A 16,606-nucleotide genomic window follows, 5' to 3' on the forward strand; every position below is an offset into this window, starting at 1 on the left:
CCCTGCGCCTCACAAGATCGAGGAGCAGAAAACTATGAGCAGATTCGCGGCTTTGGCCGCCCAACCGACATATCCATGCCTGCCGTCCGGCATGACCTTCGGGCACCTGGTAGAGCTGATCGAGCGGCACGCCCGCCGTGCATTCGGGATCGGCCTGGCCCGGCGTGATGCGCTCTTGCGCATGATGCGATCCACATCGGTCAGTGACTGGACCGATCCGCACCGCGACCCGGTCTGCTATCGCGCGCAGCAGGACATGGCAGCGGAGATCGGCATCACGGACCGCGCCTTGCGCGCCCATGAGAGGCACCTGGAGGCGCTTGGCCTGGTGCTGATCGACACAGCGGCCGATGGGCACCGTTCCGGGGCGGAATTGAGCGGCGGCCGGCGCCTGGGGATCAATTTTCGGCCCCTCATCCAGCGTGTGGGCGAGCTGATCGCCTGTGACCGCGACCGCCAGGCCGAGGGCCGTAGGATACAGACCCTGCGCCTCGAATGCTCCGCGCTGAAACGCGACGTCCGCCGCGCCATCGAGCGCCTGGTAGAACTGGAGCCGCGGCATCCTGCGCTTGGATCGCTCCTTCAAGCCTTCGCGGCGTGGCCGAGGCGCTACGCCGGTTTTCGGACCGTTGCACAGCTTGAGGGTCACCTGGCGGATATTCGATCCGTCTATGACCAGCTGGCCGAGATCCTGTCATGTCGTGCAGATTCTTCCGGCGTGTCGGAATCCAGGATTCCGGCGATACTAAATACAAACCTAAAGAATCCTGTTTCTTGTAGCGGTTCCTCCGCCAACAATCGGACGGCCCGCAAGCGGGCCGATACCAATCCATATACGGCCGGGCCTAAGGGCCCGCCCGGATGCTCAGAAAAAAATGATCTGCGGCCAGGGCAGGGACGCAAGCCCGAACTGACCGAAACCTTCACCCCGGATCAGCTCTACGCCATGGCATCCGATGACATGCGGCTCTACCTTGATAGCTCAGGTCATAGCCCAGACCAGTTGACCGATCGCGACTTCATCAGTGCCGCGATCGCGAGCCTGGTCGATCTCGGCATCCGGCCCTCTGCTTGGGAAGACGCGGCGGAAGTGATGGGCAATCTGGGCGCGGCGCTGACCGTGCTGGTGATCGACGCCAACAGGTTCCGCTCTGTCGAACCTGTCAGAAAGCCGGGCGCGATGCTCTGCGCTATGACCCGGATCGCCGCCAGGAGTGGGCTGAACCTGCACGGCAGCCTGATCCGGCTGAAGCAATGGAAAATATTTGGAAAATCATGAAAAGAGGATAGAAATGCCAGTTTTGCTTCAAGCCAAGCAGCAGCCGGAAGGTAGGATTTACCTGGACACCATGGACTTTCAAGCATTCTCAGAAGACGGCGAAATCATCGGAACCTGGAGGATGGGGCCGCCGGGCCTGCTATCAGAGGATGAGTATTATTCCCTATGCAGCGAGCAGACCAACCCTCTCGTCAAGGTCGCATTTCGTTTCGTGGAAGATGCCGATTGGGCCGTCCAGGATTGCGCTGTCGATGTGGAATCAGCATGGCGAGTGCAGCTTGAAGGTGAGGTGTTTTGGTGGGTGGCTTGATCCGCAGGTTCAGCTCCAACTCGCAGTAGATGCGATGGACCCGCTTATGGTTCCAGACGTGCCCTTTGACGTTCCGCAGATGCAGGAAACACAGCCCGAACCCCCATGTCTTGTGAACATTGGTCAACCCGACCAGCAGGTCGGCGATCCTCTCGTTCTCCTCGTCGCGCTTCGGGCTGTAGCGGAAACAGGTCTCGCTGACACCAAACGCCCGGCAGGCCAGCGCGATGCTGACCCCCTTCGTCGCCACCGCCTTCGCGGCCAGCTCGCGGCGCTGAGCTGGCCGCGTCACTTTTTTCCCAGAGCCTCTCGGAGCAGGTCAGCCTGCATGCTCAGGTCCGCGAACATGCGCTTCAGCCGCCGGTTCTCTTCCTCCAGCGCCTTCATCTGGCCCATCATGGACGCATCCATGCCGCCATACTTGGCGCGCCACTTGTAGAACGTCGCGCTGCTGATCCCATGCTCGCGGCACAGCTCGGGCACGGCCAAACCGCCCTCCGCTTGACGCAGCACGCCCATGATCTGGGCTTCGGTGAAACGGCTCTTCTTCATCGGAATCTCCTCGTCCATCTTGCCGAGAAAATTCTACGTCCGCAGCCCTCTAACCATGGGGAGGATTACCAAGCCACCTCGCGAACGGCCGAAAGCTTGTCGCGGAGTCCCCCTTTAGCGCCCGCTGCCTGATGATGGGCGCGGACGACGGTGCTGTCGATCATCTGCAGGGTGGCTGGGACCAGCCCGCTCTCGTTCAACGCATCCATGATCTGCTCCCACAGCCCCGCCAGGGTCCAGCGCCGGAACTGACGGTAGACGGATGACCACTTGCCGAACTCCTCGGGCAAGTCACGCCAGGGCGACCCTGTTCGAGCTATCCAGAAAATCCCATCCAGAACAAGACGATGGTTCAGGGGTTTGCGTCCGTTCGGGGCGCGGGCGGCAAGGATGAAGCGTTCATGAAACGCCCACTCCTCGTCCGACATCAGGTCTCGTGCCAAGCTGGTCTCCATCGCAGATACCAGCTTGAATCACGTTCAGACCGCCATGTGAATCCATTTTGTCAACACGACCTAGGTGCATCGTGTTCCCCCACCACGAAGTCTAACGGATGATAACCCACGTCGGAATCTTAATTGCACGCCGTTGTGGTGGTGTATTGTAAGAACGCAAGGGATTACTGCAAGCAGCGCGTATCCCTCGCGGCTCGGTAACTACACCATCAGACAAATTCTGTTCAGTCAGAGATACGCAGGTAGCTTCGCCTTCCATTCGCTCATCAGGATCAAGGTGCCTCCGACGGTCTCGCCGTGTTTGACCAGCTCCAATTCGCCGACCGGCGTTGCTTCGTCCCATTCAAAATGCTCCGAGAGGAACGACAGCGCCTCGCGCTTGTAGGCCGTGTCGAGGTTGTCGAGCTGGTCGCCCTTGGTTTCCAGCACCGTGATCCGCTTCGCTTCGCCATCGCGCTGCACGGCGAAGATGAAATCCGGATAAATTTTGGCCTTCTTCCATCCCTGAATGCCGTATTGCGTCCGCGCGACATTGCGGTGCCACCAGGCCAGCGCCTTTTCGCCGTCGAGATAGACCGCCACATCCCGCTCGTCGCTGTTCAGCTCGTTCTCGTAGACCGGCGCGAAAAGACTCTTTTCGAGCGGGCCGCCCGCGCGGTTCAGGAGCTGGCGCGCGTTCTCCGGTTCCGTCGTTTCGATGCTGAACGGCATTCGCCAGTTGCGGCCATCGAGCCGCAAGCGAAACTGGATGCGTCCCGCCGCTACCTCGGCCTTGAACAGGGCTTCGGCGCGCGCGTTCCGCGCCGCTTCGAGGCCCTTGCGCAGCTCTTCCACGATCAGGCTAGCGAGCAGGCCGAGCTTCGCGTCATCGAAGCCCCGCGCCCGCAGGGCCGCAACCGTCGCGCCGACAATCTCGCGGCCGACGAAGGGATTCGGCACGATGTCGGAAATCATCCGGACGGCATGCGCCGGATCGAAGGCGAGGATTTCCGCGTTGGCGGCGACAGTCTCGCCGACGAACAATTCGTCGCCGTCCTCGGCAAGCCTGATCCGTTGGAGCTGGCTTTCCGCCGCCTGTGCGTTTTCGGGCACCCGATCCGCGATGTCCTGCGGATCGAAGCCCCGCCAGTCGAGCGCGGAAAGCACATCCGTCTCGTAGTCCAGCTCGCGCGCGTCGCCGCTTTCCACCACCATCACCTTGGGCAGGTAGATTTCCGTGGAGGCGAAAGCCGGGCGGCGATTGATCGTGCGGGCAGTCTTACCGGTCCCGCTTTTGTCGTCCTGCGTCACGCGCAGGACCAGATCGCCGAGGCCGTCCTGTTCGAGGCCGTCTTTAATGGCACCGACGACCGTCGCAGTATCGGCGTGATGCGTGATGACGTGGCACTCATCGAGCGCTTCAACGTCCGTTTTGAGCGCGCCGGGCTGGCGGAGAATGCGGCCGACAAGCTGGGTCATGGCCTTGAGGTTGGCGCTGGCCGCAAGGCTGCACAGCACATAGGCGAAGGGGCAATCCCAGCCCTCTTGCAGGGCCTGTTTCGTGATGATCGCCCGCACGCGGTTGGTGGGCGACAAGAGGTCCTGATTTTCCGGATCGTTGAGATCGTTCTGCTGCGCGGTTTTGATCGCGATTTCCGCCTGATCGAAACCTGCCGTCAGGAGCCATTCCTTCGCGTCCTCGGCGTGGATATGGCCGCTTTCGCGCTGATCCGCGCCCGTGCGCTCGACCTGGATCAGCATGATCGGGCGAATATAGCGGCCCGTATCGGCTCGCAGTTGCCGGGCTTCGGCATCGAGCGCGTTGAGCTTGGCAAGCGCCGCGTTCAGCGTCGCCTTCCAGTCATTGCCCTGCCGGGGATCGAGGTTGAGCGGCATCTTTATCATGCCCTCACGGTCCAGCTCGCGCCCCGTCACTTCCACCAGCACATTGGCATAGCGGCCTTCTCGCGGATTGCGGCCGCCGCGCGGCTGCACATCCTGCGGCGTGGCCGTCAGCTCCAGCACGAAACACGGGTTGAATCCGTAGAGCGTGCCGAAGGCGAGATCGGAAATGGCGCGGTGGCCTTCGTCCATCACGACCACGGGCCGAATGATTCGAAGGGCGTTCCCGAGGGAATCCTTCACCATCGCGAACATGCCCGTATAGGCAGAGAGGTTCGGCGTGCGGTCGATGGCGGCCTGATGCGCCTGTTGTTCGCCTTCGGGCGGGAAGAAGCCGTGCACGTCGCCCCGGTCCTGAAACATTTTCAGGGAATCCTGCGTCTCGCGGTTCGCGGATTGCAGCATCAGCAGCATGACGCAGAGGTTGGTTTCCACGTCCCGCGCATCGAGCCGGTCGGTTTTCTCCATAATCTTCACGCGCCCCGCCGCCGCGCGGTCTAGCGCCTGACGGTAGGGGTGCTGGCGATCCTTCAGGTGCTTGAGCGTCTGCGTATAAATCGCCTCGTTCGGCACGATCCACAGGACGAAACCGGTGTTGCGGTCGAGATAGCGGCCCATCACCCGCGAGACGGCGGAGACGGCAAGCCATGTCTTGCCGCCGCCGGTCGGCACTTTCAGCACGGCGTTAGGTACGGGCCGCTCGCAGCCGTCTATGCGCGGCGAGAACGGTATCGCGGCGCGGGAAGCAGGCAGCTTGCCTGCCGTCTTCATCGCTTCCCAAGCCTCTTTCGCGAAATCCGGAATGGCAAGGCCAAGGTCCGGGTCTTGCGCGGCGAGCGCCGCCACCTTGTCGGCGCGCGCCTTCTTTTCCTTCAAAAGGTCGAGATAGTCATCGAGCGTCTTGATGACGCGGTCCTGATAATCGAGTTGGCGAAACACGGCGTCAGCTCCGATCTATCCGATAGAGCGCGAAGGGCAGCGGCACGAACTCCACGGGGATGTTCTGTTCCGCCAGCATCTTCTGGCTCACGAAGCGCGCCGGGGCGAAGACAAGGTGGCGCTTGTCCGGATCGGACGCGGCGAATGCCTTGGCGCGCGCCAGCGTCAACGCCGCTTCCGGCGACTTCAACCAGTCGAGATCGGGCTTGTAGATCAGCCAGACATGCTGGCCTTCCATGGCACCGAGATAGAAATCATCCTCGCGCACGGCGGCGGGATCGAGCGCGTGATTGGTCGCCATGTGGAACAGCGCCGCGCCGAGGCCGGCATAGGGCGGCAGGGTTTCACCGCTCAGCACCTTGTCCAGCTCGACGGGATCGCCGAGGGTGCAATAGGTGAAGGTGCCGCCAAGACCTTCTGCACGTTCCGCCACCGTCTTTTCGCCGGTGACGATCAGCTCGCCGTCTTTCACTTCCTTCTTGATGCGGTCGTATTCGTGGCCGTGCAGGTTCTCGATGCCTTCGACCTTGTGCGCCAGCTCTCCGGCATTGCTGAGCGCGCGCCAGTTCAGCCGCTCCCGCAACATCTCTGTTCGCTGTGTGCCCTCGAAATCATAGCCGTTGATGACACGCCGGACGCGCTCTGCCGTCAGGCTGTCGGCATATTCCTCCATTTCCACGAGAATGAAGCGGCGATTGCCGCCGTCGCGCTTGTTGGCTTCGAGCACGGCGTGAGCCGTTGTTGCAGAACCCGCAAAGGAATCTAGGATAATTGCGTCATCATCGGCAGCAATGTCGATGATCCTGTCCAGAAGCTTCACGGTTTTCGGCGTGTCGAACAAATCAGACGTGCCAAATATGTTCCTGAGCATGGCCTTGGCCTGCCGCATCGTATCCACGTCGCTCCAAATCGTTGGAAACGGCCGCGTGGGATCGTCCTCGGGCGCAAACTCGCGGGTGTAAGGCTCCCACACTTCACGTCCGAGCTTTTCGATCCTCTTCCAGATCAATGTACCGGCATCTTTGTGTTTCTTGATGCCCTTCTTCCCCATCGACCATCGCGCTTCTTCCCCGTTATCATGTATGGGGAAAACCTCATTTCCATCGGGGTCTTCAAGCGGGAAGAACATGGTCGGCCGATCACGGCGGAGACTCGCCCGTCCGTTCTTCTTCAGAAGGCGATCTCTAAAAGGGCGTCCGTTCTCGTCTCGGTTCGGATAAGCTTTCAGGATGGACGGGGCGATCATCCTCTTGAACTTTGCAGAGCCAATATCGCGCGCAAAGCAGAGGACGTAATCATGGTCGGGTGTGATAGCTACCTTGTTATCGTTCGGGCTATCAACTTTCCGCCAGATAAAGGTGGCGACATGATTTTCCTCACCGAATATTTCGCAGCAAATATTTGTGAGGCGGTGCGCCTCGTTATCATCGATGGTTATAAAGATGACGCCATGGTCCGCCAGCAGCTCATGGAGCATCCGAAGGCGCGGCCACATCATGGCACACCATTTGTCATGACGTAGGCCGTCCTCAACACCGACCGGATTGGACTCCAGCCACTCCCGGATCATTGGCGCATTGACGTTATCGTCGTAGCACCATCCCTCGTTGCCGGTGTTGTACGGCGGATCGATAAAGATGCAGTCCACCTTGCCCGCGTAGAGCGGCAGGAGCGCTTTCAGCGCGTGCAGGTTGTCGCCGTGGATGACGAGGTTGCCGTCAAGCGCGACAGGACCGATGCCCTTGCTTTCATCGGGCACGAGCGGACGGAAGGGCACCGCCAGATGGTGGTTATAAACAAACTCTTTGCCCTTGAAACTCAGCTCCGTCATGCCCGCCCCTTCATCGTCATTCCAGTGTATCGCTCGACCTTGATCTCCGCTTCCCGCTTGCGGGCCTGGGCGATGTCGTAGCTGTTCTGCATGCGCATCAGCGTCTCCATCGAGACGCCGAAGGCTTTTTCAATTCGGATCGCCATGTCCGGCGACAGGTGCGCGCGCTCGTTCAGGAGCGCCGACAGTGCCGGTCGCGTGACGCCTAGCGCATCCGCCGCCTCTGTCACCGACAGGCCGAGCGGTTTCAAGACCTCTTGCTTCACGAAGCCACCCGGATGGGCGGGCGTCTTCAGCCGAAGGTCATCCTCGTCGGTCATCGCGCGTTGCCCGTTGAATGTTCATTGATTCGGATGCAGCGTATCGGACGTAACGTTGCCTGTAAAGTAACGCTTTACGGAATATGGCAGTGCCCAGTACTTATTTTCGGGTGCGAAAGCAGGCCAAAAGCATGACTCCAAAAACCATTGTGACAGAGGCCAAAAAATCGGGCCCGGAAACAGCCATCTAAGACATTGATTTAAAACAACTCTGAGTACCTCGTTGAAAACGAGGGGCATGTAGGTAGTTGAATTAATAAATTAAGTAGTGTGACATGCCCTATGACCAGCGTTGCGCAGTACCTTTCCGAACATGGTCCCTCACGTTCCTCACGGATCGTTGAGGCACTTGTCGCATCTGGTTTATCCGCAGAGGCAGCGCGTCAGCGCGTATCGCGAGCCAAGCCGCCGATCCGCAGCTTTCCTGTTCCGCTCCTGCCTAGGTCATGTTGACAAATGGCGGAGCCAGAGGCGGATCGACGTGATGTCGATGAAGCCCAGGAAGCTTTCGGCGGTCTTGTCGTAGCGGGTGGCGACGCGACGGGCATTCTTGAGCTTGTTGAAGCACCGCTCAACGAGATTGCGCAGGCGGTAGAGCCTGCGGTCAACGGCGACCCGTAGCTTCCGGGTTTTGCGCATGGGGATGACCGGCACCACGTCGCGCACCTCCATGGTCTTGCGGATGTTGTCGGAGTCGTAGCCGCGGTCTGCGAGCAGAACGCTTGGCTCGGGCAGGTTGTCAGCCATGACCAGATCGAAGCCGAGGTAGTCCGATGTCTGCCCGGCCGTGATCTCGGTTCTCATGGGCAGGCCTGCCGCATTGACCCGCAGATGGATCTTGGTCGTGAAGCCACCTCGCGAGCGGCCGAAACCTTGGCGCGGAGTCCCCCTTTTGCGCCCGCTGCCTGATGATGAGCGCGAACCACGGTGCTGTCGATCATCTGCAGCGCATCCGGCACGATCCGGCTCTCGTTCAGCGCCTCCAGGATCTGTTCCCACAGCCCCGCCAACGTCCAGCGCCGGAACTGCCGATAGACAGACGACCATTTGCCGAACTCTTCCGGCAGGTCGCGCCAGGGCGACCCCGTTCGGGCGATCCAGAAAATCCCATCCAGAACAAGCCGATGGTTCGTGGGCTTGCGGCCGTTCGGAGAACGGACAGCCAGGATGAAGCGTTCAAAGAACGCCCACTCGTCGTTCGACATCAGGTTTCGTGCCACGCTGGTCTCCATTGCAGATACCAGCTTGAATCACGATCACCGCGCCCGGTGAATCCCTTTTGTCAACACGCCCTAGGCTTGGCTCACGGACACGCTCGCCCGTATCCCCGGCTACAAGATCACCAAAGTCGATGATCTGCTGCCATGGCACTGGAACGGGTAGCGGTCGGACCGGAGGCTTACCTTCATCACGGCTTCCACAAGTTCAAACCATGTCTGGTAGGAAGGTTACAACGCCGGGGAAGATCGCGATCAGCACGACGAAGGCGACCATCAGCAGGAAAAAGGGGAGTGTTGCCCGGACGATGCTGCCCAGCTTCTCGCCCGTGAGTCCCTGGATGACGAAGATGTTCATCCCAACGGGAGGGGTGATCTGCGCCATCTCGACTACGATGATCAGGAAGACGCCAAACCAGATCTTGTCATAGCCCGCACCCAGGACCAGCGGCAAGGCGATGGGCAGCGTCATTACGATCAGCGACATCCCCTCAAGAAAGCAGCCGAGGACAAGGTAGATCAGCAAAAGCAACCCAATCAGCATCAGTGGCGACAGGTTCATCGCATTGATCGTACTCGAGATCTGCTGCGGCAGGCCTAGATAGCCCATTGCGGTGGACAGGAACGAGGCCGCGCCGATGATCAGCCCCAGCATGCTGACGGTGCGCGCCGTGCCCATGCAGGCGTCGACGAGGTTGCGCCAGTTCAGCGTCCGCTCGCCCGCCATGATCAGCATGGTCATGACGACGGCCAGCGCGGCGGCCTCGGACGGGCTGGCAAGGCCCGAATACATCGATCCCAGGAGCGATGCCATCAGAACCAGGAAGGGCGCCAGCACCGGCAGGCGCGAGAAGCGCTCTTTCCAGATATGCGTAGTCGGCTCGACCTTCACATCGAAGGGCCGCACCCAGGAATAAACCGCCAGATAGCCCATGAACATCGAGGCAAGGATCACTGCAGGGATGATCCCCGCTGCGAACAGCTTGACCACCGAAGTCTGCGACAGCACGCCATAGACGATCATGATGATGCTGGGCGGGATCAGGAAACCGAAGGTTCCCGCCCCTGCAAGCGACCCCATCGAGATCGACTTGGGATAGCCGCGCTCTTGCAGCTCGCTCAGGGTGATCTTGCCGATCGCGCTGGTCGTCGCCGCCGACGAGCCCGAGATCAGCGCAAAGAAGGCGCAGCCCAGAATATTGGTATGCAGAAGCCCACCGGGAAAGCGCCGCACCCAAGGCTCCAGTGCATAGAACAGCCCGCCGATGAAGCGTGAGCGGAAAACCAGCTCGGCCATCAGGATGAACAGCGGCAAGGCCAGCAGCTCGGGCGAGGACAGCCCGTTCCACACGGTCTGCGCCAGCACGCGGTCCACCGGCATGTTGCGGAAGATCTCGAGGCTGGCGATGCCCACGCCCATGAGGCCGAGGCCGATCCACGCGCCGCTGCCCAGAAGCACGAGCAGAAGCAGGACCGGGGTTATGACGGAAAGCGGCATGGGTGGTTTCCCTTTCCTCAATCGGCCGCGACGGTGGCGATCCACGGTTCTTGCAGCCGTGTCCCCATCGCCAGGTGGATCAGCCGGAACACCAGTTGCAGCGTCAGCATCGAGGCGCCGAAGGCCACGAAGATCATCGGATAGACCAGCGGCAGGTTATCGACCGTCCCCGAGGTCCGCCCGGTGCTGCCCCAGTTGTAGCAAAGCCGGATCATCGCGAAGCTGAGATAGCCCGAGATGATCAGCCCCACCGTGCTTGACAGCCAGTCGAACAGCCGCGGGAAAGCCCCGGCGAGCAGGGTCACCTGGATGTGCCCCCCTGTCCGCAGCGTGAAGGCCAGCCCCAGAAAGATCGCCGCGATATGCATATAGGCCGCATGTTCCCACACAAAGGTCAGGCTTATGCCCATGAGGTTGCGCAGAGCGATCTCTACCACCTGCATCAGCGCGATGATCAGGACGACAAAGCCCGCGACATATGCCATCGCACGCGACAGCGCATCGACAGCGCGGTAGGTTGATTGCCACATGGGACCGTGCTCCGGTTGGGGATGGATCACCGGCTCTCGAATGCTTCCACGACCTGCGCGCCGCGCGGGTCCATGCGGGCGATCTCGGCCTCGCGGATCGGGGCGGCGCGGCGGCGCAGTTCCTCGCGGGTGGCGTCGTCCAGTTCCGCGTTGGTGATGCCGTTATCGGCCAGTTTCTGAAGCTGCACCGCGTCGGTATCTTGCGCGGATTGCCAGAATTCGGGCTCAAGCCGCGCGGCGGTCTCGGCGATGGCCTCCTGATGCTCGGGCGAAAGCTGGTTCCAGGCGTCCGCGTTCACGCTGATCGCGTCGAGGTTCCAGGTGTGCCGCGTCGCATAGCCATGGGTCAGGAACTCCCAGAACGAGCCATCCACGGCCGAGGGCGACGAGGTGCCGACCGCATCGATGGCGCCCGTCGCCAGCGAGGGGATGACCTCGCCCCAGGGAAGCTGCACAGGGATCATGCCGGCGGCGCGGAAGATCTCGGTCGCCGAGGAATCGGACGAGCGGATCTTGATCCCGGCGAAGTCGTCGATCGAATTGATCTCTTTCTTCGTATAGATCTGCTGCTGCGGCCAAGGCACGGTGAACAGCAGTTTCTGATTGTTCTCGGCAAAGACGTCGTTCAGCACCGGGCGGTAGAATTCCTGGAATGCCACCTGGTCTTCATAGGTGTCGATCAGGTAGGGCAGCGATTGCAGACCCAGCAGCGGGTTGTCCCCGGTCTGCTGTTGCAGCAGCATGTCGCCGATGGGCACCAGCCCGTCGCGCACGGCCGAGAACATGTCCGGCCCCTTGAAGCCAAGCGAGCCGCCGGGATGGACAGTGATCTGCACCTCGCCATCGGTCACGGCGGCGACTTCTTCGGCGAAGCGTTGCGTGTTGACGGTGATGTAGTTCTCGGCGGGCCAGACCACCGGCAGATCCCATGCGGTCTGCGCCATCGCGGGCGCGGCGGTCCCAAGGGCAAGTGCCGAAACAAGGCCGAAGTTCTGGAAGCGGATCATGTGAGTTTTCCCTGTCATGTGATGTTTATTGCCGAGCCGATTGCGACTGGCGCGCTCTCTCATTCCATGAAAGCGCAGAGGGTTGAGAAGTTATAGCGATATATAATTATGGTCTTTCATTCCTCATCGGAATGCAGAGGATTGATGCTCAACGATCAGACCTGCCCATGACCATGCCATATCAACAGCTTGCGCCACCGGTTTCAGCGAGGCCGGGGCGTCGCAAAGGGGGCAACGGCGAAGCCCGCCTCTTCGACCGTGCGGCGGATCACCTGCGCCAGTTCGACCGCGCCAGCAGTGTCGCTGTGGATCAGGATGGAATCGACCGGCATGGCGACCAGACTGCCGTCGATGGCCTGCACGGTGCCTTCGGTCAGCGCCTGCGCGATGCGCGCGGCAACGGCACCCTCGTCGTGGATCACGGCACCCGGCTTCTGGCGCGAAACCAGCGTGCCGTCGGGATTATAGGCCCGGTCGGCAAGGAAGGACCGCACCAGCCGCAGCCCCTGCCGCTCGGCCTCGTCGGCGGCGGCGGTATGGGGCAGGCCGACGAAGCCGAGATCGGGGTCAAAGCTGCGCACCGCGCCGATCAGCACCCGCGCCACGTCGCGATCGACAAAGGACAGGTTGCCTAGAGCGCCGTGGAAATTCGCATGGGTCAGCCGCACCCCCGCCGCCGCAGCCAGCGCCGACAGCGCGCCAAGCTGGGTAAGGGCCAGCAGTTCCAACTCGCGCAGGTCAAGCTGCATGGACCGCCGTCCGAAGCCCTGCCGGTCGGGATAGCCGATATGCGCCCCCGGCGCGACACCGCACGCCAAGGCCAGCGCCAGCGTGTCGGCCATCACCACCGGATCGCCCGCATGGGCGCCGCAGGCGATATTGGCCGAGGACACGATCCCCAGCATCGCATCGTCATCGGCCATGCGCCACGCGCCGTAGCCCTCGCCCAGATCGGAATTCAGGTCGATTGCGCGTTCGGTCATGCCTTGCATCCCTTGCGGATCAGCGGGGTGCCGAAGCCGACGACCGCGCCCTCCTGTTCCAGTATCTCGTCGTCGTCGCAGAGGGATGCGACAGGAAAGAGGAAATCGCCCGCCCCGATGCAGGCCAGATCCGCGCCGCCGGGATGGCGGGCGTGGAAGATGCCCGGCCCGGCGGCGGCGATGGTGACAGCCTCTGCCCGCGCTCGCGGGGTTGCGCCCTTGCCAAGGGTGATGCGCAGCCGCTCATCCCCCTGCCGGACAGACAGCATGGCGACGCCGCGCAGGGCGAGATGGTCGATCAGCGACCGCAGTCCGGTGGCAAAGTTCCTATCCATTCCAGCCGCTCCGCATCGAATAGTCGCGCGCAAGGGCGATCCGGGTCGCCAGCCGCTCGATAAAGGTTTCGCGGACGGCGCGGGCTTTCAGCGCCTCGTCGCGGCTGACCGCGCGGAAGCGAAGCTGCGCGCCAAGCCGCACCTGCGCCAGCGCGGTCAGGTCGGGCTCGATCACCACGCCCAGCTTGGGATAGCCGCCGCAGGTATTGGCGTCGTTCAGCTGGATCACCGGCTGCCCGCCCGGCGGAAGCTGGATCGTCCCTGGCAGGATGCCATGGGACAGCAGTTCCAGCGGTTTCTCGCGCCGCATTTCCGGCCCCGAGAGGCGATAGCCCATGCGATTGCTGTCGGGTTGCAGCGCCCATGCGCTGGTCAGGAAGCGCTCCTGCAAGGTGGGGCCGTGGATGTCCCATTCCTTCGCCGGGATGAAGCGGATTTCGGGCTCGGGCGCGGGCAGCAGGTCCAGGCGGGTCGCGTCCAGCCCGAAGCCGCAAGGACCGATCCGCGGCGGCTCGGCCACGGCCACCGGCAGCAGGTCGCCGGGTTGCAGGGCGCGGCCTTCGAGCCCGCCGAAACCACCCTTCAGGTCGGTCGCGCGCGAGCCCATGACGGATGCCACATCGATCCCGCCCGCAACGGTCAGATAGCTGCGCATCCCGCGCCCGGCCATTTGCGCGCTCAGCACCTGCCCCGCGCGGGCGGGGCGCACCCACCATGCGGGCACCGGCACCCCGTCCAGCGTGGCACGGGCATCTGCCCCGGTCAGGGCAAAGACCGTATCGCATCGGAAACGCAGCCGGAAGCCGCCAAGCGTGAATTCGATCCCTGCCAGATCCTGCGGATTGCCCACCATCATGTTGCCGATCCGCAGCGCGAAAGCATCCATCGCGCCGCTGCTGCCGACGCCCAGATTGCGCCAGCCCGGCCTGCCCAGATCCTGGAGTGAGGCCATGACGCCGGGAGAGACGATCTCGATCACGCCAGCACCTCCAGCAATCTGAATTTCACCCGGTCGCCGGGTGCCAGCAGCGCCGGGCGGTCGGAGGCGGGGTCGAAGAAGACCGCCTCGGTCCGTCCGATCATGTGCCAGCCCGAGGGCGTGGTGCACGACTGCACCGCCGTCTGCGCGCCGCCGATGATGACCCGTCCCGCTTCGACGCGCGGATGGACCGCGGCGCGGCGCGGGGCGGCAAGGCGCGGATCCAGCCCGCCCAGATAGCCGAAACCGGGCTGCGAGCCCAAGGCATAGACGGTATAATCGCCGCCTGCATGCAGCCCAGCAAAGTCGGTGGGGCTCATGCCCGCGGCCTCGGCCAAGGCGGCCAGATCGGGTCCTGCCTCGCCGCCATAGGTGACGGCGATTTCATGGATGCGCCCGCCCGCCGCATCGGGGACGGGCGCGGACCACAGCGCCTCGATACTTGCGGCAAGCGTCGCGGGGGTGAAGGCGTCGGGGTCATAGACCACAGCAAGGTTGTTCATGCCGGGAATCACCTCGCGCACGCCCGGCACCCCGCCCAGGCCCGAGGCCACCGCCCAGATCCGCCGCTGCCGCGCCAGGTCCAGTGCGCCCGGGGCGTATTCGCACAGCAGCGCGGCCTCGCCCAGTTCGGAAAAGACCGGCCCGCTCACGCCCCCGCCTCCGCCTTCATCTTGGTCTCCAGATAGTTGATCCCGGCGCCACCGGCGCGGAATGCCGCGTCGCGCATCAGACGGGCTTGCAGGGGGATATTGGTCGCGATGCCGGCGACGCGGGTGGCGGCCAGCGCGGCCTCCATCCGGGCGATGGCGGTGGCGCGGTCCGGCCCATGGGCGATGAGCTTCGCCACCAGCGAATCGTAATGCGGCGGCACCTCGTAGCCTTCATGCAGGTGGGTATCGACGCGCAGCCCCTCGCCCGCCGGCGGCTGCCATTCGCTGACTCGACCGGGCGAGGGCAGCATGGTGGCCGGATCCTCGGCATTGATGCGGCACTCGATGGCGTGGCCGGAAAAACCGACGTCGGCCTGGGTCAGGCCAAGCGGCTCGCCCATGGCAATGCGCAATTGCGCCTCGACGATATCGACGCCAGTGACCATCTCGGTCACGGGATGCTCGACCTGCAGGCGGGTATTCATCTCGATGAAGAACAGTTCATCGTTTTCGTAAAGGAATTCGAAAGTGCCCGCGCCGCGATAGCCCATCGCCTTGCAGGCATCCAGGCAGCGCGCCGCCACCCGCTCGATCAGCGCGCGCGGGACACCGGGGGCCGGGGCCTCCTCGATCACCTTCTGGTGGCGGCGCTGCATCGAGCAGTCGCGATCACCCAGATGCACCCCATTGCCCTGCCCGTCGCAAAGCACCTGCAATTCGACGTGGCGCGGCGTGGTCAGGTAACGCTCCATGTAAAGCTCGGGATTGCCGAAGGCGGTGCGCGCCTCTTCGCGCGTCAGGGCGACGGCATCGTCCAGTTCGACCTCGGTTGCGACAACGCGCATTCCGCGCCCGCCGCCCCCGCCCGAGGCCTTGACGATCACCGGATAGCCGATCCCTTGCGCGATCCGGCGGATTTCGCCCGCATCGGGGGGCAGCGGCCCGGGAGAGCCGGGAATGCAGGGCACGCCCGCTGCAATCATCGCCTGACGCGCGCGGACCTTGTTGCCCATCGCAAGGATCGCCGAGGCGGGCGGGCCGACGAAGATCAGCCCCTCGGCCTCGATGGCGGCGGCGAAATCGGCGTTTTCCGACAGGAAGCCATAACCCGGATGGATCATGTCCGCGCCGGTCGCCCGCGCGGCATAGACCAGTGCGGGGATGTTCAGATAGCTGTCGCGCGCCCGTGCTGGGCCGATGCAGATGGACTGGTCGGCCTCGCGCACATAACGCGCCTCCTGATCGGCCTGCGAACAGGCCTGCACATGGGGGATGCCCAGCTTGCGGCAGGCGCGCTGGATGCGCAGGGCGATCTCGCCCCGGTTGGCGATCAGCAGCTTATGGGTCATGCAGATACCGGGCGCAGGCGGATCAGAGGCTGCCCGATCTCGACCGGGAATTCGTCGGCGACCAGGATCTCATCGACGATGGCATTGAAGGGCGCGCATACCGGCAGCATGGATTTCATCGCCTCCAGCAGCAGCAGCGTATCGCCCGAGGCGACCCGCGCGCCGGTGCTGGCGAAAGGCGCGGCGGCGGGCGAGGGCGAAAGATAGACCACCCCGGGCATGGGGGCAGTGACGGCTTCGGCCCCTTCGCGGGGCGTTGCGGCGGACCCGGGGACGGCAACGGGGGCTGCGCCGGCCTGAGCAAGACGCAGGTGGATCTTCATCCCGCCGGTCTCGACCTTGACCTCGCGTGCCGCCGATCCGGCCAGTTCATCTACGATTCGCCTGATCTCCGCGAAGTCCATGCTATCTTCCCATTTAGACAGGCGATTTGCATCCGCCTTCCTGGCCATCCTGACCTGTCCTTTGCTTGAAGAAAAATGATTTAA

General features: G+C 63.0%; 15 protein-coding genes and 2 pseudogenes. 2 read left to right on the plus strand and 15 right to left on the minus strand.

The features are described 5' to 3' along the window. The first annotated feature begins 34 nt into the window (after positions 1-34). A complete protein-coding gene (gene repC, locus ACNKFW_RS22745) occupies positions 35-1,279 on the plus strand; it encodes a replication initiation protein RepC (RefSeq protein ID WP_166436155.1) in 1,245 nt (414 codons plus the stop codon). 302 nt (positions 1,280-1,581) lie between these two features. On the opposite strand, the pseudogene ACNKFW_RS22750 reads toward repC, so the two are convergent. From ACNKFW_RS22750 to ACNKFW_RS22775, 6 genes and pseudogenes are all read right to left on the minus strand, one after another. Continuing rightward, positions 1,582-2,141: pseudogene (locus ACNKFW_RS22750) on the minus strand (transposase); the annotation flags it as partial. Between the two features lie 72 nt (positions 2,142-2,213). Beyond that, positions 2,214-2,596: pseudogene (locus tag ACNKFW_RS22755) on the minus strand (IS5 family transposase); the annotation flags it as partial. 228 nt (positions 2,597-2,824) lie between these two features. Continuing rightward, entirely contained in the window at positions 2,825-5,416 is a 2,592-nt protein-coding gene (locus ACNKFW_RS22760; protein WP_418025906.1) for a DEAD/DEAH box helicase, read from the minus strand. Between the two features lie 4 nt (positions 5,417-5,420). Continuing rightward, positions 5,421-7,247 (minus strand): site-specific DNA-methyltransferase, encoded by a 1,827-nt coding sequence (locus tag ACNKFW_RS22765; protein WP_418025908.1) that lies wholly within the window; start codon positions 7,245-7,247, stop codon positions 5,421-5,423. Next, a complete protein-coding gene (locus ACNKFW_RS22770) occupies positions 7,244-7,567 on the minus strand; it encodes a HigA family addiction module antitoxin (protein WP_145396293.1) in 324 nt (107 codons plus the stop codon). The genes ACNKFW_RS22765 and ACNKFW_RS22770 overlap by 4 nt, the downstream gene beginning before the upstream one ends. 444 nt (positions 7,568-8,011) lie before the next feature. Further along, positions 8,012-8,799 (minus strand): IS5-like element ISPme2 family transposase gene (locus tag ACNKFW_RS22775; protein WP_088238952.1). Its coding sequence is split into 2 segments (ribosomal slippage): positions 8,012-8,463 and positions 8,463-8,799, totalling 789 coding nucleotides; the frame shifts between segments, so codons are not numbered across the junction. Positions 8,800-8,890: 91 nt separating this feature from the next. Here ACNKFW_RS22775 and ACNKFW_RS22780 point away from each other — a divergent pair. After that, positions 8,891-8,950 carry a hypothetical protein gene (locus ACNKFW_RS22780; RefSeq protein ID WP_418025982.1) on the plus strand — a complete coding sequence of 20 codons (60 nt, stop codon included), beginning with the start codon at positions 8,891-8,893 and terminating at the stop codon, positions 8,948-8,950. A 42-nt stretch (positions 8,951-8,992) separates the two neighbouring features. On the opposite strand, the gene ACNKFW_RS22785 is transcribed toward ACNKFW_RS22780, so the two are convergent. The 9 genes from ACNKFW_RS22785 to ACNKFW_RS22825 form a co-directional block, all read right to left on the minus strand. After that, the gene (locus tag ACNKFW_RS22785) at positions 8,993-10,282 is read right to left on the minus strand and encodes a TRAP transporter large permease (protein ID WP_418025910.1); all 1,290 of its coding nucleotides are present in this window, start codon (positions 10,280-10,282) and stop codon (positions 8,993-8,995) included. 17 nt (positions 10,283-10,299) lie between these two features. Beyond that, the gene (locus tag ACNKFW_RS22790; protein ID WP_418025912.1) at positions 10,300-10,812 is read right to left on the minus strand and encodes a TRAP transporter small permease subunit; all 513 of its coding nucleotides are present in this window, start codon (positions 10,810-10,812) and stop codon (positions 10,300-10,302) included. A gap of 26 nt (positions 10,813-10,838) precedes the next feature. Continuing rightward, the gene (locus ACNKFW_RS22795) at positions 10,839-11,819 is read right to left on the minus strand and encodes a TRAP transporter substrate-binding protein (RefSeq protein WP_418025914.1); all 981 of its coding nucleotides are present in this window, start codon (positions 11,817-11,819) and stop codon (positions 10,839-10,841) included. A 203-nt stretch (positions 11,820-12,022) separates the two neighbouring features. After that, positions 12,023-12,802 carry a LamB/YcsF family protein gene (locus ACNKFW_RS22800; protein WP_418025916.1) on the minus strand — a complete coding sequence of 260 codons (780 nt, stop codon included), beginning with the start codon at positions 12,800-12,802 and terminating at the stop codon, positions 12,023-12,025. Beyond that, on the minus strand, positions 12,799-13,137 hold the full coding sequence (locus tag ACNKFW_RS22805; RefSeq protein ID WP_418025918.1) for a hypothetical protein: 339 nt from the start codon (positions 13,135-13,137) through the stop codon (positions 12,799-12,801). The genes ACNKFW_RS22800 and ACNKFW_RS22805 overlap by 4 nt, the downstream gene beginning before the upstream one ends. Then, positions 13,130-14,116 (minus strand): biotin-dependent carboxyltransferase family protein, encoded by a 987-nt coding sequence (locus ACNKFW_RS22810; RefSeq protein WP_418025920.1) that lies wholly within the window; start codon positions 14,114-14,116, stop codon positions 13,130-13,132. Before ACNKFW_RS22810 ends, ACNKFW_RS22805 begins: the two co-directional genes overlap by 8 nt. Beyond that, positions 14,113-14,769, minus strand: a complete 657-nt coding sequence (gene pxpB / locus ACNKFW_RS22815; RefSeq protein WP_418025922.1) for a 5-oxoprolinase subunit PxpB — start codon at positions 14,767-14,769, stop codon at positions 14,113-14,115. The genes ACNKFW_RS22810 and pxpB overlap by 4 nt, the downstream gene beginning before the upstream one ends. Next, positions 14,766-16,118 carry an acetyl-CoA carboxylase biotin carboxylase subunit gene (gene accC, locus ACNKFW_RS22820; RefSeq protein ID WP_418025924.1) on the minus strand — a complete coding sequence of 451 codons (1,353 nt, stop codon included), beginning with the start codon at positions 16,116-16,118 and terminating at the stop codon, positions 14,766-14,768. Before accC ends, pxpB begins: the two co-directional genes overlap by 4 nt. Next, positions 16,115-16,570, minus strand: coding sequence for an acetyl-CoA carboxylase biotin carboxyl carrier protein (locus ACNKFW_RS22825; RefSeq protein WP_418025926.1), 456 nt, complete (start codon positions 16,568-16,570; stop codon positions 16,115-16,117). Before ACNKFW_RS22825 ends, accC begins: the two co-directional genes overlap by 4 nt. Between the last annotated feature and the right edge of the window lie 36 nt (positions 16,571-16,606).

This window comes from Paracoccus sp. TD-10 (assembly GCF_048270675.1).
Lineage (GTDB): Bacteria > Pseudomonadota > Alphaproteobacteria > Rhodobacterales > Rhodobacteraceae > Paracoccus > Paracoccus pantotrophus.